General features: G+C 50.4%; 26 protein-coding genes. 10 read left to right on the top strand and 16 right to left on the bottom strand.

Annotated elements, in window-relative coordinates; all coding sequences use genetic code 11:
- Nucleotides 1-62: 62 nt before the first annotated feature.
- From KCG48_RS11445 to KCG48_RS11375, 15 genes are all read right to left on the bottom strand, one after another.
- Nucleotides 63-1,838: a VirD4-like conjugal transfer protein, CD1115 family gene (locus KCG48_RS11445; RefSeq protein ID WP_211802335.1), complete on the bottom strand. Its 1,776-nt coding sequence runs from the start codon at nt 1,836-1,838 to the stop codon at nt 63-65.
- Nucleotides 1,835-2,314 carry a PcfB family protein gene (locus KCG48_RS11440; protein WP_211802334.1) on the bottom strand — a complete coding sequence of 160 codons (480 nt, stop codon included), beginning with the start codon at nt 2,312-2,314 and terminating at the stop codon, nt 1,835-1,837. The genes KCG48_RS11445 and KCG48_RS11440 overlap by 4 nt, the downstream gene beginning before the upstream one ends.
- Before the next feature lie 130 nt (nt 2,315-2,444).
- Nucleotides 2,445-3,377 carry a toll/interleukin-1 receptor domain-containing protein gene (locus KCG48_RS11435; RefSeq protein WP_211802333.1) on the bottom strand — a complete coding sequence of 311 codons (933 nt, stop codon included), beginning with the start codon at nt 3,375-3,377 and terminating at the stop codon, nt 2,445-2,447.
- Nucleotides 3,378-3,435: 58 nt separating this feature from the next.
- A complete protein-coding gene (locus KCG48_RS11430) occupies nt 3,436-3,666 on the bottom strand; it encodes a helix-turn-helix domain-containing protein (protein ID WP_211802332.1) in 231 nt (76 codons plus the stop codon).
- Between the two features lie 172 nt (nt 3,667-3,838).
- A complete protein-coding gene (locus tag KCG48_RS11425) occupies nt 3,839-4,243 on the bottom strand; it encodes a DUF3846 domain-containing protein (protein WP_211802331.1) in 405 nt (134 codons plus the stop codon).
- Between the two features lie 81 nt (nt 4,244-4,324).
- A complete protein-coding gene (locus tag KCG48_RS11420) occupies nt 4,325-4,675 on the bottom strand; it encodes a DUF7768 domain-containing protein (RefSeq protein ID WP_211802330.1) in 351 nt (116 codons plus the stop codon).
- Between the two features lie 123 nt (nt 4,676-4,798).
- Nucleotides 4,799-5,734, bottom strand: coding sequence for a DUF6017 domain-containing protein (locus KCG48_RS11415; RefSeq protein WP_211802329.1), 936 nt, complete (start codon nt 5,732-5,734; stop codon nt 4,799-4,801).
- 66 nt (nt 5,735-5,800) lie between these two features.
- Nucleotides 5,801-6,739 (bottom strand): ParB/RepB/Spo0J family partition protein, encoded by a 939-nt coding sequence (locus KCG48_RS11410; protein WP_211802328.1) that lies wholly within the window; start codon nt 6,737-6,739, stop codon nt 5,801-5,803.
- Nucleotides 6,696-7,517 (bottom strand): ParA family protein, encoded by an 822-nt coding sequence (locus tag KCG48_RS11405; protein WP_211802327.1) that lies wholly within the window; start codon nt 7,515-7,517, stop codon nt 6,696-6,698. Before KCG48_RS11405 ends, KCG48_RS11410 begins: the two co-directional genes overlap by 44 nt.
- Nucleotides 7,502-7,846, bottom strand: coding sequence for a hypothetical protein (locus KCG48_RS11400; protein WP_211802326.1), 345 nt, complete (start codon nt 7,844-7,846; stop codon nt 7,502-7,504). Before KCG48_RS11400 ends, KCG48_RS11405 begins: the two co-directional genes overlap by 16 nt.
- Nucleotides 7,847-8,254: 408 nt before the next feature.
- Complete coding sequence (locus tag KCG48_RS11395) at nt 8,255-9,154, bottom strand: nucleotidyl transferase AbiEii/AbiGii toxin family protein (RefSeq protein ID WP_211802325.1); 900 nt, start codon at nt 9,152-9,154, stop codon at nt 8,255-8,257.
- The gene (locus tag KCG48_RS11390; protein WP_211802324.1) at nt 9,147-9,752 is read right to left on the bottom strand and encodes a type IV toxin-antitoxin system AbiEi family antitoxin domain-containing protein; all 606 of its coding nucleotides are present in this window, start codon (nt 9,750-9,752) and stop codon (nt 9,147-9,149) included. Before KCG48_RS11390 ends, KCG48_RS11395 begins: the two co-directional genes overlap by 8 nt.
- A 606-nt stretch (nt 9,753-10,358) precedes the next feature.
- The gene (locus tag KCG48_RS11385; protein WP_211802323.1) at nt 10,359-11,783 is read right to left on the bottom strand and encodes a D-alanyl-D-alanine carboxypeptidase family protein; all 1,425 of its coding nucleotides are present in this window, start codon (nt 11,781-11,783) and stop codon (nt 10,359-10,361) included.
- Between the two features lie 328 nt (nt 11,784-12,111).
- Complete coding sequence (locus KCG48_RS11380) at nt 12,112-13,134, bottom strand: polyamine aminopropyltransferase (RefSeq protein WP_211802322.1); 1,023 nt, start codon at nt 13,132-13,134, stop codon at nt 12,112-12,114.
- Nucleotides 13,135-13,264: 130 nt separating this feature from the next.
- A complete protein-coding gene (locus KCG48_RS11375; protein WP_211802321.1) occupies nt 13,265-14,119 on the bottom strand; it encodes an AraC family transcriptional regulator in 855 nt (284 codons plus the stop codon).
- Nucleotides 14,120-14,453: 334 nt separating this feature from the next.
- Between KCG48_RS11375 and KCG48_RS11370 the strand changes: the two genes are divergently transcribed.
- The 9 genes from KCG48_RS11370 to KCG48_RS11330 all read left to right on the top strand — a co-directional run bounded on the left by KCG48_RS11370 (nt 14,454) and on the right by KCG48_RS11330 (nt 23,598).
- Nucleotides 14,454-15,659, top strand: coding sequence for an ABC transporter substrate-binding protein (locus tag KCG48_RS11370; RefSeq protein ID WP_211802320.1), 1,206 nt, complete (start codon nt 14,454-14,456; stop codon nt 15,657-15,659).
- 61 nt (nt 15,660-15,720) lie between these two features.
- On the top strand, nt 15,721-16,599 hold the full coding sequence (locus KCG48_RS11365; protein ID WP_211802319.1) for a branched-chain amino acid ABC transporter permease: 879 nt from the start codon (nt 15,721-15,723) through the stop codon (nt 16,597-16,599).
- Nucleotides 16,600-16,608: 9 nt separating this feature from the next.
- Nucleotides 16,609-17,505, top strand: coding sequence for a branched-chain amino acid ABC transporter permease (locus KCG48_RS11360; RefSeq protein WP_211802318.1), 897 nt, complete (start codon nt 16,609-16,611; stop codon nt 17,503-17,505).
- A complete protein-coding gene (locus KCG48_RS11355) occupies nt 17,495-18,262 on the top strand; it encodes an ABC transporter ATP-binding protein (RefSeq protein WP_211802317.1) in 768 nt (255 codons plus the stop codon). The genes KCG48_RS11360 and KCG48_RS11355 overlap by 11 nt, the downstream gene beginning before the upstream one ends.
- Before the next feature lies 1 nt (nt 18,263).
- On the top strand, nt 18,264-18,971 hold the full coding sequence (locus KCG48_RS11350; protein WP_211802316.1) for an ABC transporter ATP-binding protein: 708 nt from the start codon (nt 18,264-18,266) through the stop codon (nt 18,969-18,971).
- An 18-nt stretch (nt 18,972-18,989) separates the two neighbouring features.
- A complete protein-coding gene (locus KCG48_RS11345; RefSeq protein WP_211802315.1) occupies nt 18,990-20,366 on the top strand; it encodes an oxidoreductase in 1,377 nt (458 codons plus the stop codon).
- A complete protein-coding gene (locus tag KCG48_RS11340) occupies nt 20,363-21,130 on the top strand; it encodes a 3-ketoacyl-ACP reductase (RefSeq protein WP_211802314.1) in 768 nt (255 codons plus the stop codon). Before KCG48_RS11345 ends, KCG48_RS11340 begins: the two co-directional genes overlap by 4 nt.
- An 11-nt stretch (nt 21,131-21,141) precedes the next feature.
- Nucleotides 21,142-23,106: an FAD-dependent oxidoreductase gene (locus KCG48_RS11335; RefSeq protein WP_211802313.1), complete on the top strand. Its 1,965-nt coding sequence runs from the start codon at nt 21,142-21,144 to the stop codon at nt 23,104-23,106.
- A gap of 12 nt (nt 23,107-23,118) precedes the next feature.
- Nucleotides 23,119-23,598 carry a ferritin family protein gene (locus tag KCG48_RS11330; protein WP_211802312.1) on the top strand — a complete coding sequence of 160 codons (480 nt, stop codon included), beginning with the start codon at nt 23,119-23,121 and terminating at the stop codon, nt 23,596-23,598.
- Nucleotides 23,599-23,687: 89 nt separating this feature from the next.
- Here KCG48_RS11330 and KCG48_RS11325 read toward each other — a convergent pair whose 3' ends face one another.
- Nucleotides 23,688-24,464 (bottom strand): HAD-IIB family hydrolase, encoded by a 777-nt coding sequence (locus KCG48_RS11325; protein ID WP_211802311.1) that lies wholly within the window; start codon nt 24,462-24,464, stop codon nt 23,688-23,690.
- Nucleotides 24,465-24,644: 180 nt separating this feature from the next.
- On the opposite strand from KCG48_RS11325, the gene KCG48_RS11320 reads away from it, so the two are divergent.
- On the top strand, nt 24,645-24,863 hold the full coding sequence (locus KCG48_RS11320) for a hypothetical protein (RefSeq protein WP_211802310.1): 219 nt from the start codon (nt 24,645-24,647) through the stop codon (nt 24,861-24,863).
- Nucleotides 24,864-25,059 lie beyond the last annotated feature (196 nt).

Raw genomic sequence — 25,059 nt, 5'->3', positions numbered from 1 at the left:
ACTGTTAAAGAATTCCATTGATTGACCTCCATTATTTTAAATTTTGAGATGAAAAAAGCCGCTCATTCGGCGGCTTCGGGTTCGACGGACAGATCCATGTGGTAGACCTCATAGATCTCATCCGGCTTTGGCTTGAGACGGGTGGACAGGTACTTCTCGATGTTGAAGGCATTGCGCGGGTCCGCATCGGAGAGATACTTGTAGTTGGGGTGTTTCGTGATGTCGTACTTGCTCGAGAGAAAAGGCCGTACCCCGCGCAGCTGCAAAATACACTTGCCGCCGTCCAGCACGGCCAGTTCGTCGATGCTCATCAGCTCCTTTCCGAGTTTCTGGTAGTTCAGACTGTGGGAAACCTCACGGCCTCGGCTTTCCCCGGTGTTGAAGGTGTCGATGGTCTCCTTCCCAAGGGTTTCTGAAAGCTCCTTTAATGTGGTGCGCTCCTTACCGCCCAGAAAGATCGTGCTGTCCATATTGCCGATGATGGTGTCGCAGTGATCTTTATAAAGAGCCTTCAGCTGGGATTGAGCCTGCAGCACCAGGCAGGCCGAGATCTCCCGGCTCCGGATGGTGGCTACCAGCTTTTCCAGCTTGGGAATTTGACCGATATTCGCCGCCTCATCAATGAGACAGCGCACATGCACAGGCAGACGTCCGCCATAGACGTCATCTGCCTTGTCGCACAGCAGATTGAAGAGCTGTGTGTAGGCCATGGAAACCAGGAAGTTGAAGGTGTCGTCTGTATCGCTGATGATGATGAACAGCGCCGTTTTCCGGTCACCCAAGGCATCCAGTTCCATTTCGTCATAGGCCGTCAGGTCTCTGAGCTCCTTGATGTCAAAGGGCGCGAGACGTGCCCCGCAGCTGATGAGAATGGATTTGGCGGTCTTACCGGCAGCCAACTTGTATTTCTTGTACTGCCGGACTGCAAAATGCTCCGAGTCACGTTCTTCCAAAGCGGCGAACATCAAATCCACCGGGTTCTGAAAGTCCTCGTCATCCTCGCGGACCTCTGAGGCATTGATGAGCTCGATAAGGGTTGTAAACTTTCGCTCGCTTTCTGGAGCCTCATAGTGGATGTAGCCCATGAGCGCGGTATAGAGCAGGGTCTCCGCCTTGACACAGAAATCATCTCCGGCTTTGCCTTCACCCTTGGTGTTGGCAATGAGGGCCGTCACCAGCTTGAGGATGTCTTTTTCGCTCTTGATGTAGGCAAAGGGGTTGTAGTGCATGGATTTGTTGAAGTTGATGGTATTGAGGATCTTGATCTTGTAGCCTTCCCTCAGGAGAAGCTGTCCGCATTCCACCACGACGCTGCCCTTAGGATCTGTGACCACATAGCTGGAATGGCACTGCATTAGATTTGGCTTGAGCCAAAACCGTGTTTTACCAGATCCGGAACCACCCACCACCATGACGTTTTTGTTGCGTGCCAGCCTTGGGTCCTTGGGCCGGTTATTCATGGTCAGGCGCTCCGTCTCCGTGAGGATGACGTTGTTGCGAAAGGTTGGATCAATAAAGGGCTTGATGTCTTCGGGTCTACCCCAGCGGGCTGAGCCGTATTCGATGTTTTTACGGTATTTCTTGGCGTTCCTGCCTTTCACATAGACTGCGAGCTTGATGCCACAAGCCATCCCAATGCCCAAGATCAGGTCCTGTGGGAGCAGGCTTGGCCAGGGGGAATGAAAGGCCAGTATAAAACCCTCCATCAGGTGAAGTACCTTCTGAGAAATATCTACTCCAACAGAAAAGCGCCAGGCTTCACCAATCTTGGTCGCACCTAGCGCTATGAGAACATAGGGGAGGTTTAGAAGGAACATCCGCTTGATTTTTCCTGTCATCGCGTCAGCTCCTTGTCTTTGTTTTTCACCCGGTCCATGACCTTGGTCTGAACCAGGATCTTGAATTTGACAAGCTGCTCCAGGATGGAAGGCTGCTTGTCCTTCTTGAGGACCTTCGCCGTGTATTCTGTAAACGCAGCGGTGAGGGCATCGGCATCTCTGGCTTTGAAAAAGACCAGATACTTAGGCTTCTCACCGGTAGTGTCCTTTTTGAGGGCATAGTCTACGCCATACTTTCTGGCAACCTGTTCAAAGGATTTGATGTTTTTATCCGTGATCTCAATGTTAGAGACTCCGGCATTCTGACCGATGAGCTCCTTCACGGTCTGCTTGCCATGGGGAATCTGCGGCAGACTGTCCCGGCTCTTCTTCATCTCAGCCAATAGCTTGATGAGTGCAGCCTTCAGAACACGTCCGGTCATTCGGGTGGTACTGACGGCCAGGGCGACGGTCCTGTTTTCCACTTCTTCCTGCATGAAAAATTCCTCCTTCTCAAAATTTTGTCGGATGATTAAAACAAAAAAGACCGATTTTTCAATCGGTCCAAGAATCATTACTATTCAAAACTGTATTAAGAAATTTAGTATTTAAAGCTACTACATGTTATCAAAAATCGATGTCTTTAATTACATCATGTATTTTTTGGCTTTGAGCTTTTTCAAATTCTTCTTGTCTCTTACGGCGGCGCTCTTTCTCAGCTAAAATTTGCTTTTCCTTTTTATTTGCTTCTTCGACGCAAAGCAATAGAGTTTTCCGATGATAATCTCTTACCTCTTCAATTGTAGTGCCATCCAAATAAACAGTATCTCCATACACAGATGCGATTTTGGGTCTATGCATCGAAGTGAAGCTGGGAGGCGTGTTCCAAGTAGAAACAAAAATTTTCTTCCATATGTCGCTTGGTTTCTTTGATAACTTAAAAGGAATTTTATAGAGTGCAGAACCTCTGGTTCCATCATTTTTTGGAACTGTAACCTCATCTGTAATGATTCCAAGGATTTTTATATCCTCAGAACTTTCAAACCCTTGGGAAACGGGTTTGCTACCATTAGGAATATATGCTGGTTTAGTGCCCATCGGAGGTTTTGAGCGATTTCCATAAATTGTCGTAATCAGATCCTTATAATTATGATCATCGTTAAAATTTCGATCTCCAGTTAAATCAATCGCTAACTTTCCTTCGAGACATTTTGGCATAGATGTTAAAGGAGTACCCTCACGTATTACTGGAATAAATTTTCTCTCATTTCTAGTTGAGAGTAATTCGCCTGAGATAATATGACCTTCATAGCCTACACCACCAGCTCGTTGATCTGATTTTATTTTATATTTTGGTGTACAGATAATTAATACATGGTTGGATTCCGCAATACGCTGCTCCATAAATTGAGGAAGGCGGTCACCTAAAGTCAAGTCATACTGATCTAGTGAAGCATCAACTCCATCTTGAATGAGTTTATCAGTTAACGATTTTACCCATTGTTTATGCTTTTCACTATCCCATGAATATGAAATAAAAACCTTAATGTTTTCCGCCATGTTGACCGCCACCTCATTTATTAATTTATGACCCGAAATTCAAACAAACGAATATCATCTAAAGACGCTCATTGGTACCACTTGATTCAACAGAGTCAAACTCAAGGATTTCGTCAACACCCACTTGGAGTGCATTGCATATTTTTTCGATACTCTCCATAGAAATATACTCGTTCTTCTTAAGTCTGGTGATGATATTTGCACTGAATCCAGCTTTGTCCATCAGCTCAGAATTAGAGATTCTTCGATCGATAAGCAGTTTGAACAATTTATTGTAGGTTACAGGCATTTCATTCCTCCAACTAGCTTCAATGGTAAAATTGTATCACGATATCGTGAATTTTTCCATATAAACGTTTAGTGCTTGATAGTCCTACTTGAAAGTCTCAATAGACCTTATACCTCTTTATAACAAGTTCATTAGACTTAGCATTCTGGAATAAAGCAACGAAATAATGAGCTTAGAGCTCAGGTTCCGTGGACTTCTGTTTCGGTTTGGCCACATGAAGATCGTCCTTGGGTTTGATGGGGATGGCGACGATGCGGCTGCCCATCTTCATGAAGATCTCCGGATCAGCAAATTTCTCGCGGTACTTTTCTGCCAGCTCTGGTGTGAGGGAATCAAAATCCTCTTCGCCAAGCCCGCAGACGATGAAGGTTCCGGCGATGATGTCGTAGTCCTCAAGTTTTCGGTTAAGAGGGAGGCCGATGAGCTTGCCTTCTTCATGACAGACAATGGCAACCGGGTCATCATAGGGATAGACGGCTTCGATGTAGCCGCCTACAACCTGCTGCAGAGAATTCAGATCACCGGTGATACTAGCCATACGCGGCGATTTTTCAGGTTCAACAATCAATACATCCATAGATTTTTTCTCCTTTTCTGTTTTTGAAATTGCACGAAACATTCCTTTTAAGCCATGTTTTGTGCATAATCAGCAATTATGCTATTTGGAGGTCTTCTGACCGTGGCTTTTAACGGTCAGGATGCCACTTAATGTAGTTGCCGGGATACGATAGCGCTCAGCAATGGCAATGTCGTTTTTCACGGTTTCGTCGATCCGAGATCCACAGACTACGAGGACGTTGGAGCGTCTGAGGTAATCGAGCTCAATGTCCTGTCTGTCCTTATGCTCCTGGGGGATGCCGTCATTTATGAAGGTTGCAAGCATCAGAATTGGACATATCGGACTGTAGCCAGCATCGTATACTTTCCTGCTGTATTTGGCGGCGATCTCCGTATTCTCAGTTGGATCAACGCCCCATGAAGCGGTGATATAGGCGAGAGGTCTTTTCATTTTGAGTAACTCCTTTCAGAAAAGATGAACATTTGAATCAGTTTCTTTTGGCCGGATGTAACTTTGAAATTTGATTATCGTGCTACTTTGATTTGCGAAACTTGCATGAAAATAAAACTCATCTTATTTGCCGGGCTTAATAAGGCTCCCTAGATCCTCGTAAAAGTGGGAACCTGCTCCGTAAAGATCATGTTTCACCAGCGCTGTGTAATAGCTATCGATGGTGGATGGGGCATTGAATAACGTTGTCAGCAGATATTTCTTGATATTCCGGATGAAGGTGGTGTTTTTATCCAGGCATTCAAAGACATATTCGATGTGGGTGCTGTCGATGCGCTGTAGCCGTTCCTTGACCAATGATGCAGGGTAATCATCCCCGGCAACGGTGATATAGTCTCGCTTGGAACAGAGGGTCTCCACCATCAGGTCCACGATTTCATCAAGACGATCTTTGTCATAACGCTGAACAATAAACTTGTATTCGATTTTCTCCTGGATGGACTCCTTGATGGAATGAGCATCCAATCCAATCCCATCCTTCTCGATCGTGGCTTCTCTTGATGGATCAGGGATTGATGGATGTTTACTTAATCCCTTAGTCATTAATGGATCTTTATTTGTTTTCTTAGTATTTAATTGCGTTGGATTTCCCAACGTAGGTTTCTCCAACACTGGATTATCCAAGATTGGATTTTCCAACATTGGTCTTTCCAATACTGGCTTCTCCGATATAGGCTCTATGCTTTCTGTAGAATTTGTCGCCAGGTGAGGCTTTTCATAAATCGTGTAGTCTGTACCCTTAAGGTGACCAAACTCATTTCTTTCCCTTGTCCTGACAATGTATCCTGCCCGTTCCAGTTCACGGACCGCTTCACGAATGGCATCGATGCTTTCCCGGTTGATCATGGAAAGTCCCTTGAGGGTGTAGTCCCAGTCTTCAGGGAGTGACAGCATTTGAGATAGAAGCCCTTTGGATTTCAGTGACAGATCCTTGTTCTTCAAATGATGATTCGCTATAACGGTGTAATCCCTCGTTTTCTCAACTCGAAATACAGCCATCTGCATCCCTCCTTTCGACCATTTGAATAAAAAAAGCGCTTCTCATCGAAGCACCACGGAGGGGAATTACCGTTCCTGTGATTGCTGGCGCTTCCGCGACCAGCCCTCCAGCAGCTTAAGTATGGTTTCCTCCATCTGCTGTGGGGTGTAGGATTTAGGAAAATACTTTTTGAGCTTCTCGCCGGTGAGCGTCACCTTATCCAATTCACCTTTTTTGTCCTCAGACATGATGGCGGTCATAACATCAAAGGTCAGCTTGCCATCCTGACTGTACTTCTTCAAGCGCTGAGCCTGAGACAAGGAAGGTGTAGCCTGCTCCATGTCCATGGCTTCCATCAGCTGGACCTGTTCATGAGGCATGAGGTAGGAAAGCTCAACTGCCGGATTGAAAGCGATCTTCTTGGTATCGACCATATCGAGTAGCTCAGGAACAAGCTCTGTCAGGCGGATAAAACGCTGAACTTGTTTCACACTTTCGCCAGCTTGCTCGGCTAAAATCACATTGGATCTTCGGCTATCAAAATTCGGGTCAACTTGGCCCGCATTTTCTTTCGATGGCCTCCCAGCCTGTCGCTTCAACGCTTCCAGCTTGAGTTTATAAGCAAATGCGCGCTCGCTGGGCAGGATGTTCTCACGTTGAATATTGCTGTCAACCATGATAATGGTGGCAGCGTCATCGTCGAGATTACGGACGATGCAAGGAAGAGTCTTCTTACCGGCCAGCTCACTGGCACGTTTGCGCCGATGGCCGGAGATCAGCTCATATCCGCCTTCGTCACGTGGGCGGGCAATAACTGGTACTAGAACACCATGCTTGGTGATGCTCTCGGCGGTCTCCAGCATCGATTCGTCATCTGTTACCTTGAAGGGATGATTCTTGAACGGATGCAAATCTGTCAAAGGAATATCGATGACCTTCTCTTGGGTTGCTTCGATTCTGGTTTCTTCGGTCTGAAAGATCTCATCGTAGGAGGTCAGATTTAGATTTCTGCCGCTGGGTTTCAAGTTTCAGCACCTCCTTCGTCAGATTTTTGTAGGCTTCTGCCACTTTACCCTTGGGATCATGGGCAAAGATACTTTTCCCATAGGAAGCAGTTTCTGCCGCCCGGACGGAGTGGGGGATGGACGAGTCGAACACCTTCAGCTTGGTTCCATAGGTTTCCCGCAAAAGAGTACTTATTTCCCTGGCGTCATTGGTCCGGTTATCCACCATAGTCAGCAGGATGCCATCGATCTTCAGCTTGGGATTGATTTGCTTGCGGACTTTATTGATGGTTTGAAGCAGCTGTTCCAGGCCTTTTGCAGAAAGGTACTGAGCCTGCACAGGAATGAGAACGCTATCTGCAGCGGCCAGGGTGTTGACTGTCAGCATGCCAAGAGATGGCATACAGTCTATGAGGATGTAGTCGTAGCCAGATTTGATTCCATCAAGATACTCCTTCAGAATCTTTTCCCGGCTCATCACATTGACCAGCGAGACCTCAAGTCCGGACAACTCAATGTTGGCGGGCACTAGATCCACACCTTCAGAATGATGAAGGATGCCTTCCTGGGGAGAAAGTGCCGTGTCATTCATAGTCTTTCCTAAGACAGAGGAAAGTGTCACTGGCAGTTGATCCGGCTGAGTATGACCCAAGCTGATCGTCAAGCTGCCTTGGGGATCGCAGTCCACCAGCAAAACCTTTCGACCTTCCTGGGCTAAACCAATTCCCAGATTGGCACAGGTTGTGGTTTTTCCAACACCGCCTTTCTGATTGGCGATGGCAACTACATGGCAGGGCAAGGGTGATCACCTCCAGCCTGATTAAGAATGGTTCTCAGCAATGTCGTAAGAAAGTAGCTGAAAAAGATATTGGACTCTTGATCCATGACAATATAGCAGTCCATATCATCCGGCATTTCCTGCCCGATGAATTCATACATCAGGCCAAGATAAACGGCGAACTGATCACTCTCCATAATGGAATGGTTGTAAAACAGCGAGTTTAAAAACATTTGTAGACTTTCTCGATCGGCAAAGGATTCTAATGCAGTACGAGCGAAGGCTCTTCCTTCTATATCTGCAATAGAGCAGAGTTTCAGATACTGTTGATCGTAAAATTGATTTTCCATTGTGACCCTCCTGGATTCTTACTTGATAGTTTACTTTGGAGATTTCTTTCAATAAAAAACCGCCCCAAGAGAGGCGGTGGCAGAGAGGTGAGATATTAACATAATAAAATTGATTTAGAAGTCTATGCGGGATATAATAGTTCAAAACTTAGAATAGTGAAGACAAAATTAACGCCTGAGATGCGTGAAAAAACCGTACTAAAAGCGTACTATCGACCTTAATAGACGAGAAAAAGCATCAATAAAGCTGAAAATAATGCCTTAGAACCGCGTGAAACAGCCCGCTGGAGCGCGTGAAAAAGTCAAAACAGAGAGTGGGAATAAGCATAAATAAGAAATGCAACGGAAAATTTTCCGTTGCATTTTTCGTTGCAAACTGCAACGAAAGGCCAAGATCTCTCAACTCTTTCATTCTAGCCAATTATTGTTTCTGGCCGACCATTGGTCAGCAAACTCTTTTCCTTCAACTGCCGCCGCAAAGGGTTTTGATAGAAATGCCTTTAGTGTTTTGAGTACAGTGCTAAAATCATCCGATGGAGTATCTATTTTACGGGTAAAGGCTTTCCATTTCTTTTGCATAGCTGAATCATCGGCATAACCCATGATTTGCTCAAATTGTTCAACGGTAAAGCGATGTCCACGGTTTTCAAAAGTCTTTTTGAGCGCTTCCGTAAGCACCCTACCTTCAAAATCAAACTTATTGGCAATATAGTAAATATCGAAGTAATCCTTCATCCGGCTTGAAAATTCCATAAGGATCAGAATAGCGTCAATTTTTTCTGCGATAGTAGTTTCAATAGAGTATGTATTAACCGTCGGAGCATCAAAATCGGAAAGCTGTGTAGGGATTTTTCGTTTTTCCTGTTTTGGCACGATGACATCGCCTACACCGAAGTCTATACTGAACGGTGTTTTGGTGTTTTTAATGTAAGCAACCAATGATGCGCCGATACCAGCATATTTTTTGGCAACAGCAATGGGGTAAATATCTTTACACTCAAATGTAACAAAGTCACTTCCGGTAGGTGTAGCGATAATATCTTCCAAGACAGCTTTCAATTGCTCCGGTGTGTTTGGCAGTTGGCGAAGTAGAAAATCAATATCCACGGTTACGCGGCTGTCAAAGTCGGTAAGGGAATAAATAAACAAGCCGCCTTTCAGCACAAGATTTTCTGCATATTTAGATTTCTCCAAACGGCGTAAAAATTCTTCTTGGCAAAAGAGCTGCAAACAAAGCTGATAGCTTCGGCCGCTTTCGGTGGCCTTGTTTTTCAGTCGTGCAAGCAAAGACGCAGCCATATCAGCCATTAAGAAGCACCTCCATCAACTCGGTAACCTTTTTATACACACGAAGTTTTTTTGCATAAACAGAAAGGTTCTTTAGATTTTTCTTTGAATCGTTAACATAAGCATTGAGGGCTTTATTAAAAATTTCCCTGTCAAGTTTTGAACGGTATTTGAAACAATCGCAAATGGTACGTTCGCGATCATATACGGGCAGGGTAACGCCGCCAAACTCATCTGTGGTTTTACCCAACTCATACAGTTCCGACTGGATATAGTAAGGCTTTAGAGCAAGAATATTCACATTCAGTTTTGTCCTTGACATAGAGCGTGGAATTGCGATTGACCACTTGCGTGGGGCAAAATCACTGTAGCCATAATGAAAAAGTGCGGATTCAACACACACAACTCCTTTTGGAATGAGTGTGGCGAGAAGCTGTTCCTCAGAAACGGAGCTTTTGTCTGCAAGTTCGTAATAACCATGACGCACACGGGCTAGAAATCCGGCATTACATAGTTTAACAACATCAACTGCTCTGATTCCAGAAGCGACAAAATCAGCAGATTTTGCAATGCCGCCTTTACGAATAATGACTTCTTTTACTTGTTTTCGGATGTCCATTCGTTCACCTTCGCTTGTAAAATATACACACAGATAATGCATATCTGTGTTTGAATTTTATTATACCGCCAAAAGGACCGGATCTCAATAAAAATTACACACGGATTTTGCAACCTGTGTGTAATATTAAATGTGAGTTTAAGCAATATCATCGGTAGGATTTGATCTGGAGGGCATCCAGAAAACTAAATCTAAGGAGAAACACAAATCGATGAAAATTCGATGGATATCGCCGATTACTAAAAGGTTTTGAATGGATGCCTCTGTGGATACCAGTATATTCTTTCTCATGTTGTCTCTTTTGTGAAGGAGAACTTATGATGTGGGGATACCTACGCAATGTAGAATGCAACGGTAAATTTTTCGTTGCAGTTTTCGTTGCAAACTGCAACGAAAGGCAAAGAACCCTTGGAGCAAGTGAAATCAGGGTTCTTCGCTTTTTGCAGTCCTAATATTTTCTATTTGCGTTACAAACTTTAGTAATTTTGAGTGATGGATCTTGCAACGAAATATCGTTCAGAAGCAAAATGAAAAACGCTGAGAGACCAGAAGGCTTCCTCAGCGTTAAATATTCTTAACTACTATTACTGCAAAGTTTGTAGAAGGTTATCGGTAATTGGGAGCTACAGTACCTAGATACTCATCCAGGGTTAAGCCGCTGCTCTTGACCTTAGTGGCCAGATCTACACCCACATATCGGAAGTGCCAGGGCTCATAGGAGTAGCCGGTGATGGATTCCTTTCCCTCGGGATAGGAGCGGACAAAACCATACTGATGGGCATTTTCGGCCAGCCAGATTCCACCAGGATGAGTGCCGAGGCTCTTGGAGACTGTGATTCCATCGATCCCGATGTCGAAGGCGAGACCGGTATGGTGTTCGCTGAATCCCGGTCGAGCAGAATAGGTGTCGGCCACAGCTTTACCGTCCTTTGCCACGTAACGGTTGTAGAGACCTTTCTGATAAGCGTACGTCCGAAAACCCGAGAAAACATTGGCCTTGAACCCGGCCTGTTTTGCCCCTGCGACAAAAGCGTTGAGGGAAGCCCGCGCTATGGGATTTTCCCCGGGGGCGAAGCTTGCACTCATGCCATGGCCTTTATTGGCGATAATCACCCCCTGCACCATCCAGACAGTTCCACTTCCCAGGAGGCTACCCTTGACCCATCCGGTGTTTCCCTGATAGGTGACCTTGTGCCAGGTGCCTGAAGTCTCTTCGGAACGAAGATGGATTCCTTTGGGTACCGTTCCCAAGGACTCATATCGCGCGTCTGGCCCTTTATGCAGAGTGAGTTTGGCAGTGCTGTAGTAGAGGGTGAGCTGCTGATAGGCATCGGAAAGGGGAGTGGGTACCGGATTCTCGATGGGAGGCAGCGGGGGCTCCGGCTCTGGTGCCGGGGGAGGAGTGGGAGCCGGAGTCGGCTTTGGGGCAGGTGCGGGGGTTGGTGTCGGTGCAGGAGCCGGCTTCGGGGTGGGCGCGGGTGGAGCTACAGCTATAGTAACCGGATCCGGAACAGGAAGAGGATCTGGGGTTAGGGGCAGACTGCCAGGCTGGAGGATCACGGCATAACGATTGCTGACAAATCCCGTTTGTCCATTGTACGTGACCTGATACCATCCATTGGCCTCGGTGCTCACCCATTCCGCCTGTTCTCCCTGGGGAATGGTGAGGATCAGCTCCGCAGATACCGAGGAGCCTTTACGAAGGTTGACCCGTTGGGAGACTTGAACTTTAAGGGAAGGATTGCTTTCTGCAGAAGCCGGGAAGTTGGCTAAGTCTGAAAGCTTTTTTAGGTCTCTGCCATGGACATAGCCGGGGCGATTCATGTAGGACACTAGGGACCAGCCGCTGGCTTCCATGGCCAGGGATTCCACATGGGCCCCTCGGGGAATCTCCAGAATCGGGGAAGCGGAGGAAGAGTTGGTGGTTTGAAGCTTCAGCGAGGTGGTGGTGCAGTGGGTGGCGGCCTCAGCCACGGTTCCGGAGAAAAGAAAGGCAAGAAAAAGAGAGACCAAGAACGTTTTGACTTTCATTGTTGTCCTCCTGAGGATGTATTGATCGGAAGTCATCGTCTTGCCACGTCATTTTCAACGATCACTTCAAAATCTACGGCGTCTGGTTATGTTTTTCTCTTTTTACATAGTGATATCAGAATTATTAAATATAATAACAAAATCATGTATAGATTGATAATATGATTTTTAGATACATGAAGATTATAACGAAAGTGTTGAATGCCTACAATAGGGATAATTAAAATAAATTTTGACTTTTGATGAATAAAATTGGAAAAGAAGAATAAGCCTAAGAAATCCCTGGACACCGGTGGCGGTATCCAGGGATTTCTGGGGAATTAATGCATTATCGGGTGAGGGAGAGCAGTGCTCTCAGGGTTTCCTTATCGTGGAGGAGAAAGAGGAGCTCCTCTTCTGTGGATAGGACATCCTGCCGGCTCTTGAAGAACCGGTTGGCTTTCTTGGCCACTGTCTGCATGAGACCCTCCTGACCGGCGATGAAGTCCGCGATGCGGCCGCCCCGGTAGTGGTTAAGAAGATAAAGCGCCACCACGTGCTTTACATCCTGAAGGATGGCGTCTTCAATCCAAAAGTCCACACGGGGAGCTAAGACCTTCTTTTCCTGAAGCTTGATGTAGGCCGCAAGACCGTCCTCCGTGGACTCCCAGAAGTCCACATAACTGTAGTCGAACTGGGAAAGAAAGGGTTCATTATAATAGTCCAAAGCATCGCCGCAGAGGATGGTCAGTTCCTTTTCCGGGGGAAACTGGGGCCGGATATAGGTGTTGAAAAGCTCGATGACATGGGGGTTTCGTTCCACCACGGTGACGCTTTTCACCTCATCCTTCAGGAGCCAGAGATAGGGAAGGAATCCGAGGCCCAGCCCCATGGTCATGCAGCGGCCCCAGCCTTTTTTCACCCCGTCGTCCATGCTTTGAATTTCGCTCACCACGGGGGACATCCAGACTTTGCCCTTTTCTTTTAGAACAGGAATCTCCAGGTCCTCATCAAAATAGCCCAGGGGATGCTCATGGAGGAGATAAGTCCCCACAGGACGCAAAAAATCCGTGTTCAGTACGGTGCGTTTCTTGATCACCGCTTTTTCATACCAAACAGAAGGGCTGCGCACCTGATCCAGCCGGATGTCTCGAAAATAAGGATTGTCCTTCAATATTGACGGATCCTGCCGGATGGCTGAAGGGAGCCCATGGGAAAGCAGGATACCTTTCAGCTGCTTTTCCCGGGCAGGGGTCAGGATTTCTCCGTTGAACGGCGTGATTTCTTCGAGATACTCCCGGACCTCCAGGAGAGACTCCAGGAGCTTTTTCATGGCCTCATCCAAGGCTTCACTTTTCTTCCATTCGATCATCGGTATTCTCCTTTGTCCCTGGGGTTTCCAGGCAAAAATTATTGTACCATAATTTCTTTGGGGGAGCATGGGGCTAGAAGGGTTCTGCCGGCGTGTTTTCCCTGTTTTTTAAATTCACGAAATCCCAGGTTTACCAGTCCGCTTCAGCCCCCGCGGGATCCTGATGGAACTCCTGGCGATAGGCGGAAGGTGCCTTAGATTCATATTGGGTGAAGATTCTGGTAAACTGATTCAGGGTGCTGTACCCGCATTCCTCCGCAATCTGGGAGATGCTCTTTCCGGAATAGCGAAGCTGCTCCTTGGCATAGGACAGCCGGTTGAGGATAATGTAGTGCTTTAGATTGTAGCCGGTGATGGATTTGAACTTCCGGCTGATGTAGGACGTACTGAAGAAGAACTTCTCCGCCAGGTATTCCAGGCTGATTTCCTCCTGGAAATGCTCGCTGATGTACTTCTGAATCTCCAGGATCACCGGGGTCCCCTGCTTTCTCGCCACCTCATCAAAGTAGTGGGGATTGTAGCGGTAGATGTCGATGAGCATGCCGGAGACGATGGCAGCGGATCGGGATAGCCAGAAATAGTCCTTCAGCTCGTATTCATTGATGAGGTCCGTCATAAGCCTCTTGATTTTCTTCGAGAGTTCATCGGAAAGCGAAAACACGTAAGGAAAATCCGCCGGACGGTGGGAGAGGATCGCCACCAGAGCAGGCTCTTTGATGTTAAAGAGCGCAAAGCCGGAGGTCATGGTGATGACGGTCCGCTTGTAGGGGTACTGGAGAATCCGGAGGGAGTGCCGCTCCAGGCTGCTGATAAAGATGATCTGGTTGCGGCGTACGTGGACCACCTTGTCCCCGATTTCGAATTCCGCCACCCCTTCCTCCACGAAGATCATTTCATAGAGGTGGTGGATATGGGCCCCCATGCCATCGGAAAAATGGCTGGCCTTATAGTAGATGTGGATGGGATCCTGCTGGTGAACGTTCATGGTTCCTCCTAAGTTTTGCCTCTCTGCTGTGCGTGAAAGCCTACTCAGAGCAAAAAAAGCCTAATGTCACGATGTAAATCACGAGTCGAGTGCACTTCCAAGGGAGGATGATTTAGGCTAATCCTCCGGGAAGGTGGCGTTGAGCACGTTTTCAAGATAACACGAAAAGAGCTCAAAATCAACGGGTTACAGACAAACACACCATGATATCGTTAGATTTCTATCATGAGTGCGCAAAAAAAGCATAATTCATAACAAGAAAGAAGATTAAACCGAAAACGAATGCATGGTAGGATAAGTGTTGTAAAGGATAACAAAAAAAGGGGCGTGTAAAATGAAAAAAATTTGGATGACCGTTCTGTCAGCCACACTGGTATTATCCATGGTCGGCTGTGGAAAGAAAGCTGATCCCCAGACTCCAGGAACCACCGGAGGAGAAGAGATCATCATCGGAGCCATTCAGGACTTAAGCGGCGGATCCTCCGTATCCGGCGTAGCCATGGACCGGGGGGCCAAACTGGCTGTGGATGAAATCAATGCAGCCGGCGGAATCAACGGCAAGAAGATCAAGTACATCAGCTACGACACCCAGGGGAAACCCCAGGAAGCGCTGAATGCTTACACCCGTCTCACGGACCAGGATAAGGCGGTTGCCGTGGTGGGACCCCCCATCAGCAACATCGGTCTTGCCCTCATCGACACCGCCAAGGAGAAGAAAGTGCCGGTGGTCGGCGCCTTCATCGACAGCCGTGTTACCCAGAAGGAAGACAAGACGCCCAATGACTATATGTTCCTCGTACAGCCCACCAATGAGCAGTCCGGAATCATCCAGGCTTCCTACCTCATCGATGAGCTGAAGCTGACCAAGGTAGCCCTCTTCTACGATAAGACCAATGCCTTCGGCGTATCCCAGGTGGGCGCATTCAAAGCCTATGTGGAAGCCAACGGCGGTGAAATCGTCACAGAGCAGGTCTTCAAGTCTGGCGACGTGGACTTCAAGGTCCAGCTGAACAAGATCAAGGAATCCGGAGCTCAGGCCATCTTCGCCCCCAACTACCCCAAGGACAACACCCTGTACTGCACCCAGATGAATCAGCTGGGCATGGATCAGGACATCGTCACCATGGGTGGCCTGGAATTTGCACCACCTTTCCTCACCACCCTGCCCAATCCTGAGATTGTCAACAACGTATACTTTGCGCTGAATGTAGCCTTTGATGATCCCAAGCTTCAGAAGCTGAACCAGCTCTACATTGACACTTACGAAGATGCCAAGACGGTGGACGATATCTCTGTCAAGGTATACCTGGGCTATGATGCTATCCGTCTCATCGCAGAAGCCATCAAGAATGCCGATGCCATCACCGGTGAAGGCATCAAGAACGGCCTGGAAAAGATCGAGTCCTTCGACGCTCTGCCCGGCAAGATCGGCTTCTCCACAAAGAGCCATCAGCCCATCGGCCTCTCCATGGTCATGTACAAGATCAACAAGGGCACCAATGAAAAAATCGGACCCTATGTCCCCGAAGTATTGAAATAACAAATGAGTCGGATGGTACGGTGGTGACATCGTACCATTCATTCTATAAGGAGAAATGACTATGAGTGTTCAAATGATAATCAACGGGCTTTCCCTGGGTGGAGTTTATGCCATCATCGCGGTGGGTTATGCTCTGATCTTTAACATCCTGAAGTTTTCCAACTTCTCCCACGGCGGAATCCTGGTGACTACGGCGTATATTGGATACTTCGTCGCCTCCAAGCTGGGAACGAACTTCTGGACGACCCTGCTTCTCACGGCCCTCATCGGCGGATGCCTGGCCATGCTGGTGGAATTCATCGCCTTTCGCCGGCTGAGAAAGAACAACGTCAACCCCATGCTCTACTTCGTCTCCTCCATCACCATGTCCATCCTGCTGGAGAACCTCATCACGGTGCTCTTCTCCACCTCCTATTATTCTTACCCCACCTTCTTTAAAACTACGTCCTTCAAGGTGGGGGGCTTCATGTTTGTCACCACGGACCTGCTCATGTTGGCCATTTCCGTTGTGGTGCTCGCCCTGCTCCAGTATGTGCTGAAGAAGACCCGCATCGGCGTCGCCATCCGGGCCCTGTCCACGGATTCGCGAACCACCAGCCTCATGGGAATCAATGTCACTCGTATCGTGCTGGCCACATTCTTTGTTTCGGGCTTCATGGGCGGTATCAGCGGCATGTTCCTGGGCATCAACTACACCCTCTATCCCCAGCTGGGCGGCATGATCACCAAGGGGTTCATCTCCTCCATCATCGGGGGCCTGGGCAATATCTCCGGCGCGGTCATGGGAGCCTTTATCCTGGGCATGCTGGAAGTCATCCTCATCAACATTGATTTCATCGGGTCCAGCTTTTCCCCGGTGGTCACCTTCCTCATCATGATCATCTTCCTGCTGATTCGCCCCCAGGGCATTGCAGGAACCATTACGAAAGAAAAGGTATAGGAGGAGAATATGGGATTTTTTACATCCATTGTCATCGGCATCAGCATCACCCTCATTGGAGTTCTTTCTATTTACATCATCACCGGCATGACCGGGCTCTTTTCCCTGGGACAGGCCTCCTTCATGGCGGTGGGCGCCTATGTGTCGGGAATCCTGGCGGTGCAGTATGATCTGCCCTTCCCCTTAGCGGCCCTCATCGCCATCGTGGTGGGAGCGGTAGTGGGATTTCTGGTGGGATACCCCACCACCCGTCTTCGCAAAGACTATGTGGCCCTGGTGACCTTCGCCTTCGGCGAAGCCATCATCGCCATTCTCAATAACATGACCGCCACCGGCGGGGCCATGGGGCTAAGCGGCATTCCCCGCAAAACCACGCTGCCTCTGGTTCTCGTATCGGTAGTCGTTATCGCCTTCCTCGTGTGGAACCTGAAGAAGTCCCGTTTCGGACGGCAGTGTCTGGCCATGAAGGAAGACGAGCTGGCAGCCCGGGCCATGGGCATTGACGTGAACCGGCTAAAGATCACGGCCTTTGTTCTCGCCAGCGCCATCACCGCCTATGCCGGCGTTCTCTATGCCTTCAACACCACCTATGTGGACCCTACGATCTTTAAGTGGAACACGTCTGCAGAGTGGATCATCATGGTGGTCTTCGGCGGCATGAACAGCCTTACGGGCTCCATTTTCTCGGGGGTCTTCCTGGGAATCCTTCCCGAGGTGCTCCGCTCCGCCGCAGAGCTTCGCATCATTATTTACTCCGTCATTGTGCTGTTCATCATCAACTTCCGTCCGGAGGGGCTCTTTGGCCATTATGAGCTCAACCTCAAAACCATGGCCCGGGACGTGAAAAAACTGTACCGGGTGCGCAAGGGCTCGAAACTGATTAAGGAGGCCGACCATGGACAATAGACTCGTCATCAAAAATATTGCCAAATCCTTCGGCGGCGTCAAGGCTGTCCAGGATATTTCCATCGAAGTGGGCCACCAGCAGATTGTCAGCATCATCGGACCCAACGGCGCCGGGAAAACCACCGTATTCAATCTCATCTCCGGCATCTATCCCGTGGACCAGGGCAGTGTCACCTTCCTGGGCGAGAACATCACCAACCGTCCCCAGCACCTCATCACCCGGGCAGGCATTGCCCGAACCTTCCAGAACATCCGGCTCTTCAAGGGCCTGACCGTGCTGGAGAATGTTATGACCGCCCACGACCCCATGATCCGCTATAATCTCTTGGACAGTCTTCTGGCCACCCCCAAGAAAAGGCGCATGGACAAGGAAAATCAGCAGCTGTCCGAGTACTACCTGGACCTGGTGGGCCTCAGTGCAGTGAAGGACGAAGATCCTTTCAACCTGCCCTACGGTCATCAGCGTAAGCTGGAAATCGCCCGGGCCCTGGCCACCTACCCCAAGGTTCTTCTTTTGGACGAACCGGCGGCGGGACTCAACACCGTGGAGGTGCAGGATCTCATCAAGCTCATCGAGAAGATCCACCGGACTCTGGATATCTCCATCGTCATCATCGATCACCGAATGGAACTCATCATGGATCTTTCGGAGAAGATCTATGTGCTGAATTTCGGAAAGCTCCTGGCCGAGGGCACCCCGGAAGAGATCCAGAATAACGATGACGTGACCAAAGCCTACATCGGGGAGGGATACTAATATGCTCTTGGAAATCAGAGACCTCCATGTCTCCTATGGCAAGATCAAGGCCTTGAACGGCCTCAGCCTGGATGTGGAAAAAGGAAAAATCGTCAGCATCATCGGGGCCAATGGGGCGGGAAAATCCACCCTGTTGGACGCCATCAGCGGACGGGTGAAAAAGAACAGGGGGGAGATTCTCTTTGAAGGGAACACCCTGCCCAAGGATGTCCATAAAGTGGTGCACACGGGAATTACCCAGGTGCCGGAAGGACGAAAGATCTTCGCCGGGCTCACGGTGGAGGAGAACCTCATCATGGGCGGCATTACGAAACCCAAAGCCAGCACCAAGGGCACGGAAGAAGAGATGTACAAGCTCTTCCCGGTCCTTCTGGAGCGAAAGCATCAGCAGGCGGGAACCCTCTCCGGCGGCGAGCAGCAGATGCTGGCCCTGGCCCGGGGACTCATGTCCCAGCCCAAGCTTTTGCTCCTGGATGAGCCATCCTTAGGCCTCGCCCCCATCATCATCAACCAGATGTTTGACTTTATCCGGGCGATCCGGGATATGGGTTACACGATTCTCCTGGTGGAGCAGAATGCCACCAAGGCCCTAAGCCTCTGCGACTATGCCTATGTCATCGAGAACGGACAGGTGCGAATGCAGGGAACGGCGGAAGAACTCATGTCCAGAAGCGACATTGTATCGGCTTATCTGGGTGAAAAGAAGTAAGAAGAGGAGACATAAGCAATGAGTACATTTGAGAAATTCAACTTCCGTTCCCTGGAGGAGCTGAAGGAGAAGATAAAAGAACTGGAGATTCCACTGGGCCTTTGCGAGGACCTGGACATCTTCAAAAAACCGGTGCAGATTCACCATAAGGCTTCCCCCAATGCCCTGGCGGTGCTGCCCATGGAAGGCTGTGACAGCCTCCCCGACGGCAGCCCCTCGGATCTGGTAAAACGCCGCTATCACCGATTCTATGTAGGCGGAGCTGGCCTCGTCTGGTTCGAAGCCAATGCCGTGGTCCCTGAAGGAAGGGCGAACCCCGGGCAGATGATGCTCACACCGGACAACAAGGAAGCCTTCCGGGCACTTCTGGCAGAGCTCAACGAGAAGGCCGTGGCAAGAAACGGCTACCGCCCCTTGAGCATTCTTCAGCTCACCCATTCGGGACGGTACTCCCGCCCGGTGGAGGAACCGGCGCCCATGATCGCCCAGCACGATCCTTACCTGGATCCCCGGGTGGGCATCGATGAGACCTATCCCGTGGTCACGGATGAGTACCTGGACAACCTGAAGACTTACTATGTCCGAGCTGCCCGTCTGGCTAAGGAAGTGGGCTTCGACGGTGTGGATGTCAAGGCCTGCCACCGCTACCTGGTGTCGGAGCTTCTGGCTTCCCATACCCGGGGAGGAAAGTATGGCGGCAGTTTTGAGAACCGCAGCCGGTTCCTCCTGGACACTATCCGGGAGATCCGCAAAGCTGTGGGGGAAGACTATATCATCGCCTCCCGCTTCAACGTCTTTGATGCCCATCCCTATCCCTACGGTTTCGGCGTGGACAAAAAGGATGCCTGGGTCTTCGATGAGACGGAGCCCCTGAAACTGGTGGAGCTCATGGAAGAAGCCGGAGTCAACCTTTTGTCCAACTCTGCAGGCAATCCCTACTTCAGTCATCCGGAAGTAACCCGTCCCTTCGACATGCCTACACTGGGTGGATCTGTGCCCGATGAGCACCCCTTGGTCAGCATAGACCGCCTCTTCCGCTTCTCGGAGAAGATTCATCACCGGGTGAAGAAGGCTGTGGTCATCGGCAACGGCTATTCCTGGCTGCGTCAGTACGCTCCCTATGCAGGGGCCTACAACCTGAAGGAAGGCCGCATCCATATGGTGGGCATGGGCAGAAGCTCCTTTGCCTATCCGGACGCCCCCCGGGATATTCTCCTGAAGGGTGCCATGGATCCCAAGGCCTGCTGCATCGCCTGCAGCAAGTGCACCCAAATCATGCGGGATTACGGCCAGACTGGCTGCGTCATCAAGGACTCCGCTATTTATGTGCCCAAATACACCGAGGCCCGGGAGCGTGCCAAAGCCCGCGCCGCAGCTAAGGAGGGAAGAGCATGAAGAAAGTCGCCATCGTCACCGGGGGAACCCGGGGCATCGGACTGGGGATTGTGAAAGAACTGGCCAAGGAAGGCTACGCCCTGGTTGTCCTGGGTACCCGTCCCCCGGATACCTACCAGGAGTTTCAGGCCTTTTTGCAGGAAGTGAAGCCAGAGCTTCTCTATGTGGAGGGAAACCTCAGCCTTGAGGCGGACCGGGAGAAACTGGTGGATAAGGTTCTGGAAAAATACGGCCGCATTGATCTTCTCGTGAACAACGCCGGCATGGCGCCGGTGAAGCGCAGCGATATCCTGGAGGTCACGGAGGAGAACTTTGACGCCCTTTATGCGGTAAACACCAAGGGAACCTTCTTCCTCAGTCAGCGGGTGGCCCGGGCCATGGTAGCCCAGGAGCCCCGGGAGGGAAGACGGGGTATCCTCATCAACATGAGCTCCGTCTCCGCCACCGTGTCTTCGGTGAATCGAGCCGAGTACTGCATTTCCAAAGCCGGTGTGTCCATGATGACGACGCTCTTCGCTGACCGGCTGGCCGACGAAGGGGTCCTAGTCTATGAGATCCGTCCGGGCATCATCAGGAGCGACATGACGAGCACCGTCACAGAAAAATATGACCGTCTCATCGCCTCTGGGCTTACGCCCATCCGGCGCTGGGGCACCCCGGAGGACATCGGCCGTGCCGTTTCCGTCCTAGCTTCCGGAAGTCTTAGCTACACCACCGGTCAAGTCATCCACGTGGATGGAGGCATGACCATACAGCGGCTCTAAGGAGGAAATCCATGGAACAGGTCATCCGAATCAAGGACCGGGAAATTCCGGTTAACTGGCACAGCACTCTCGTGGTGGGCAGCGGCTGCGCAGGCTATAATGCCGCCAACCGCCTCCTGGAGTATGGGGAGAAGGATGTGGTGCTGCTCACGGAAAACCGGCGGGCGGGAACTTCCCGAAACACCGGTTCCGACAAGCAGACCTACTATAAGCTCACCCTCTCCGGCAAAGAACCAGACTCGGTGCTGGAAATGGGAAAAACCCTCTACGCCGGCATGGCGGTGGATGGCCCCATCGCCTTGGCAGAGGCGGCCTCCTCGGTCCAGTGTTTCCTGAATCTGGTGGAGCTGGGCGTACCCTTTCCCCGGAACCGCTATGGGGGATTCATCGGCTACAAGACCGATCATGATCCCCGGGAGCGGGGAACCTCCGTGGGCCCCCTCACTTCCCGGAAGATGACGGAGCGTCTGGAGGAAAAGGCGCTGAGTCTTGGCCTTCAGATCCGCGACCATCACCTGGTGGTGGCCATCCTGGCGGACAAGGATACTTATAAAGGCGTACTGGTTCTGGACACCGCCGAAGGCGATCCGCAGCGGATGCTGAAGCTTTATCTCAGCCACAGCATCGTCTACGCCACAGGAGGACCTGCCAACATCTACAAGGACTCTGTCTATCCCCACGGCCATTACGGCATGTCCGGCATCGCCCTGGAGGCCGGGGTCAAGGGCCGAAACCTCACGGAGTGGCAGTATGGCCTGGCTTCCCTTCGGCCCCGGTGGAATGTCTCCGGCACCTACATGCAGGTGCTGCCACGGCTTATCTCCACCGACAAGGAGGGGGAAAATGGACGGGAGTTTCTCCTGGACTATTTTCAGGACCAATATGAGGCCCTCAGCCAGGTGTTCCTGAAAGGCTACCAGTGGCCCTTCGACATCCGCAAGGCCCAGGGAGGATCCTCCCTCATCGATCTTCTGGTCTACACGGAGACTAAGCTCAAGGGACGGCGGGTTTTCCTGGACTACCGCGAAAACCCTTTTACCGAGGAGCTGGATTTTGAAAAGCTCCATCCCGAAGCCCGGGATTACCTGAAAAAAGCCGGCGCTGCCTTTGGCACGCCCCTGGAGCGCCTTTTGCAGATGAATCCTCCGGCGTACCAGTTCTACCTGGACCGGGGGGTGGATCTCAAGGTCCGGCCTCTGGAAATTGCCTTGTCTGCCCAGCACAATAATGGTGGCCTAGCCATGAATGAGTGGTGGCAGACAAACCTGGAGGGCTTCTTCGCCGCTGGCGAAGTGGCGGGAAGCCATGGGATCTACCGTCCCGGCGGCAGCGCCTTAAATGCCGGACAGGTGGGCTCCCTTCGGGCGGCAAAATACATATCCGCCCATCGGGCCCAGAAAAGCTGCCCTTTAGTAAGCGTTCAGGAATACCTGGGCGACGCCTTCGACCGGATTCTTCAGCGCATGGACATGATGGACGAATGCACCGGGGAGGTTTCCAATGTGAAGGACCTGCTGACGGCAGCCCAGGAAAGAATGTCCGCCGTGGGAGCGCCCATTCGGGACAGCCAAAAAATCCGAAGCTACCTGGAGGAACTAACCCAAACGCTTCAGAATTTCAGAAGCCAGGTGAGCATCGCCTCGGAAAAGGAACTGCCGGAGCTCTATCGGCTCTATGATGTGTATCTTTCCCAGCTCTTCTACCTCACCGCCATGACGGACTATGCCGACCAGGGCGGAAAAAGCCGGGGATCCAGTCTCTACTTCGCCGAAGACGGGGAAAAACCGCTGGACGCCCTGGAGAATCTTTTCCGGTTCCATCTGGATCCGGGCACCCGGGATGAGGAGATTCAGGAAATCCAGACTGTACAGGGAAAACTTCAGGTCACCTGGCGCAGGCGGGAGCCTTTGCCGGTGGAGGAGGAATTCTTTGAAAATGTCTGGCGGGACTATCGGGAACATGAAAATATCGTGTAAGGAGTGAATTCCATGACTTTAGGAACCGACGCCCTGCGTCTTTTGGACACTATTATCCTCAATGAGGAAAAATCCGCGGCCCTCTACCGGCATATCGTAAAGCGGCTGGATAATTCCGCTGACCAGACTTTCTTTGAAGAGCTGGCCGCCGATGAGGACCGCCATGCCAAGATTTATGAAGCCATCCGTAGCAAATTCCGGGGCACCCTCTTGGAGGATGTGGAAGAAGGGGACGAAGGCTATGTGCACCTCCTCATCCGCACTAATCTCTTCAGCCGAAACCGGGATGGCGAAGAGGAGATGGACAGTCTCCTCGCCAGGATGGATCTCTATGACCTGGCGGAAAAAATGGAACGGGATGCCATCTTCTATGTCCTGGAGCTCCAGGACCTCTATCCCAGCATCGCCTCGGAAGAGATCCGCCTCATCTTAAAGGAAGAGCGGAAACATCTCCAAAAGGTGTTCGCCAAGAAAATCGACCAGCAGCGTTAATCTCTTCCCCTCCATAAATCGGCGGAAACGCCAAAAAAAGGATGGCCCCTTGAAGAGGTCATCCTTTTCTCGTTCACTTGTAAAGAAGGCTAGAGAAACCAGCCATAGGTTTCGCAGGCATGGTAAATGCCGTCATCGGCGGCATCCCGGGTCACATAGGTGGCCCGTTCCTTCAGGGCATCGATGGCGTTGCCCATGGCGATGCTGGTCCATTCGGGCAGGAACATGGACAGGTCGTTCTTTTCATCGCCAAAGACCACCACATCGCTGTAGCTTCCCTGGAAGTGGTCCACGATTCTTTTGATGCCCACGGATTTGTCAGCGGGCTCCACAAAGATGTAGGTATCGTGGAAGCGGCACCAGGGAAGCTCACGAAGGGTTTCCAGGTGCTCCTCCTCCGGGGAGGGTACTGCCACATAGACCTTGTAGATTTTCTCGTAGTCCCGGGGGTTCAGGTTCTCCATGACCCGGGTCTCCATGTACTCGTCGGCGGTGATATCCCGGAATCGGTTATCCGGTGCCAGACGGAAGGGAACATTCTCCGGGGAGAAGGCCCAGAGGATGTCCTTTGCGCGGCACTCCTCAATGAGCTTTACCGCCAGTTCGTAGTTCAAAGGCTCCAGGTGGACGAGTTTTCGATCGATGGTGATGCCGTAGCCCCCATCGCTGACCATATGGTCAAAGCCCAGCTCCTCCATGACCTTCCGGGCCATGGCCTGGCTTCGTCCCGTGGCGATGGCCACAAAGTGTCCGGCTTCCCGAAGCTTTTTCAGGGCCAGGGTAGTGGACTCGGGAATGTACTGCCGTCCTGGGGTGCCCACGGCTAAAGTGCCGTCAATATCAAAAAATATAAATTTACGTTTCATGTTCTCTCCATTTTTCAAACTGATGTGTTTCCGTCATGGGGAATTATACCCCAGAAATGTTAATTTTTGAAGAGTAATCTCGAAGGTAAAACCAGGATTACCCATTGGGCGCCATTTCTTTTTCCAGGGTGGAATTATTCCAGGCGTAGGGCTATGATAAGGAAAAGAGGAGGGGAAGCCATGGACGGGATCGAACTTCTGCTGGTGAAGCTGGCGCGAGAAAATACGAAGGAGTCGTCCAAAAGGCGGCCGGTGTACCGGTATGTCCACCTAGAGTATGACGAAAGGATTCGGAAATATGACGTGAAGGCATGGGTGAACGGAAGGGAAGAGCTTCTTCTCACCGTGGCGGATCTTCGGCTCGCCCAGTGGTATGCTGAGAAGATCATTGCCCTGTAGCGAAGAAAAGAGAAGAAAATCCCCTGAAGGCAACGGGTTTGGGGTTGACGCCCCGATGCTTTCGGTGCTACACTGAATAAAATTTAGAGTTGAGGTGACCCGCCATGCTGTACAGGATCTTCCCCAAAATGGATGACGATCCCCGGCGCTTGTAGCTATGATGACATAGGTACAAGCGCTCTTTGTGCTGTACCTG

The sequence above is a fragment of the Proteiniclasticum sediminis genome (assembly GCF_018128025.1).
In the GTDB taxonomy this organism is placed as follows: Bacteria; Bacillota; Clostridia; order Clostridiales; family Clostridiaceae; genus Proteiniclasticum; species Proteiniclasticum sediminis.
The sequence above is the reverse complement of the archived record's forward strand: the minus strand, read 5'-3'. Positions and strand labels throughout refer to the sequence as shown.

Bases quoted from the DNA above. Each gene is read 5' to 3' on its own strand.
- KCG48_RS11445 (WP_211802335.1), bottom strand. From the start codon at position 1,838: ATGACAGGAAAAATCAAGCGGATGTTCCTTCTAAACCTCCCCTATGTT.
- KCG48_RS11440 (WP_211802334.1), bottom strand. From the start codon at position 2,314: ATGCAGGAAGAAGTGGAAAACAGGACCGTCGCCCTGGCCGTCAGTACC.
- KCG48_RS11435 (WP_211802333.1), bottom strand. From the start codon at position 3,377: ATGGCGGAAAACATTAAGGTTTTTATTTCATATTCATGGGATAGTGAA.
- KCG48_RS11430 (WP_211802332.1), bottom strand. From the start codon at position 3,666: ATGCCTGTAACCTACAATAAATTGTTCAAACTGCTTATCGATCGAAGA.
- KCG48_RS11425 (WP_211802331.1), bottom strand. From the start codon at position 4,243: ATGGATGTATTGATTGTTGAACCTGAAAAATCGCCGCGTATGGCTAGT.
- KCG48_RS11420 (WP_211802330.1), bottom strand. From the start codon at position 4,675: ATGAAAAGACCTCTCGCCTATATCACCGCTTCATGGGGCGTTGATCCA.
- KCG48_RS11415 (WP_211802329.1), bottom strand. From the start codon at position 5,734: ATGGCTGTATTTCGAGTTGAGAAAACGAGGGATTACACCGTTATAGCG.
- KCG48_RS11400 (WP_211802326.1), bottom strand. From the start codon at position 7,846: ATGGAAAATCAATTTTACGATCAACAGTATCTGAAACTCTGCTCTATT.
- KCG48_RS11395 (WP_211802325.1), bottom strand. From the start codon at position 9,154: ATGGCTGATATGGCTGCGTCTTTGCTTGCACGACTGAAAAACAAGGCC.
- KCG48_RS11390 (WP_211802324.1), bottom strand. From the start codon at position 9,752: ATGGACATCCGAAAACAAGTAAAAGAAGTCATTATTCGTAAAGGCGGC.
- KCG48_RS11385 (WP_211802323.1), bottom strand. From the start codon at position 11,783: ATGAAAGTCAAAACGTTCTTGGTCTCTCTTTTTCTTGCCTTTCTTTTC.
- KCG48_RS11380 (WP_211802322.1), bottom strand. From the start codon at position 13,134: ATGATCGAATGGAAGAAAAGTGAAGCCTTGGATGAGGCCATGAAAAAG.
- KCG48_RS11375 (WP_211802321.1), bottom strand. From the start codon at position 14,119: ATGAACGTTCACCAGCAGGATCCCATCCACATCTACTATAAGGCCAGC.
- KCG48_RS11370 (WP_211802320.1), top strand. From the start codon at position 14,454: ATGAAAAAAATTTGGATGACCGTTCTGTCAGCCACACTGGTATTATCC.
- KCG48_RS11365 (WP_211802319.1), top strand. From the start codon at position 15,721: ATGAGTGTTCAAATGATAATCAACGGGCTTTCCCTGGGTGGAGTTTAT.
- KCG48_RS11360 (WP_211802318.1), top strand. From the start codon at position 16,609: ATGGGATTTTTTACATCCATTGTCATCGGCATCAGCATCACCCTCATT.
- KCG48_RS11355 (WP_211802317.1), top strand. From the start codon at position 17,495: ATGGACAATAGACTCGTCATCAAAAATATTGCCAAATCCTTCGGCGGC.
- KCG48_RS11350 (WP_211802316.1), top strand. From the start codon at position 18,264: ATGCTCTTGGAAATCAGAGACCTCCATGTCTCCTATGGCAAGATCAAG.
- KCG48_RS11345 (WP_211802315.1), top strand. From the start codon at position 18,990: ATGAGTACATTTGAGAAATTCAACTTCCGTTCCCTGGAGGAGCTGAAG.
- KCG48_RS11340 (WP_211802314.1), top strand. From the start codon at position 20,363: ATGAAGAAAGTCGCCATCGTCACCGGGGGAACCCGGGGCATCGGACTG.
- KCG48_RS11335 (WP_211802313.1), top strand. From the start codon at position 21,142: ATGGAACAGGTCATCCGAATCAAGGACCGGGAAATTCCGGTTAACTGG.
- KCG48_RS11330 (WP_211802312.1), top strand. From the start codon at position 23,119: ATGACTTTAGGAACCGACGCCCTGCGTCTTTTGGACACTATTATCCTC.
- KCG48_RS11325 (WP_211802311.1), bottom strand. From the start codon at position 24,464: ATGAAACGTAAATTTATATTTTTTGATATTGACGGCACTTTAGCCGTG.
- KCG48_RS11320 (WP_211802310.1), top strand. From the start codon at position 24,645: ATGGACGGGATCGAACTTCTGCTGGTGAAGCTGGCGCGAGAAAATACG.